Raw genomic sequence first — 437 nt, forward strand, 5'->3', positions numbered from 1 at the left:
GATGTTTCACTTCTGATTGCGAAAATTTGAGAGACTCGAACACACCGCTTTTCATTTCTTGTTTACGGAGAAATGAAACAGTGTGTCGTTTCAATTTTCAGCTTGATCCAGATTTTTAAAGAGCAAATATCTCAAACATGACTCGCAAGTCAGTTTTGAGATATCAGGGTACGCGTCTTTCACTCACGAACCAGCAAGTGGCGTCCCCTAGGGGATTCGAACCCCTGTTACCGCCGTGAAAGGGCGGTGTCCTGGGCCTCTAGACGAAGGGGACACTGAAGTCTCAATCGCAAGACGCCTTGCTATTCACTTTTCATCAGACAATCTGTGTGAGCACTACAAAGGTCGGTTCTTTAAGGTAAGGAGGTGATCCAACCGCAGGTTCCCCTACGGTTACCTTGTTACGACTTCACCCCAGTCATGAATCACAAAGTGGT

Annotated in this window: 1 tRNA gene and 1 rRNA gene; both read right to left on the reverse strand. The window is 46.5% G+C overall.

The window, feature by feature from the left end:
* Positions 1–198: 198 nt before the first annotated feature.
* Positions 199–274 (reverse strand) — tRNA-Glu (locus OOJ59_RS27965).
* 85 nt (positions 275–359) lie between these two features.
* Positions 360–437 (reverse strand): 16S ribosomal RNA (locus tag OOJ59_RS27970); the annotation flags it as partial.

The organism is Citrobacter sp. W9, from assembly GCF_026719375.1.
In the GTDB taxonomy this organism is placed as follows: domain Bacteria; phylum Pseudomonadota; class Gammaproteobacteria; order Enterobacterales; family Enterobacteriaceae; genus Citrobacter; species Citrobacter werkmanii.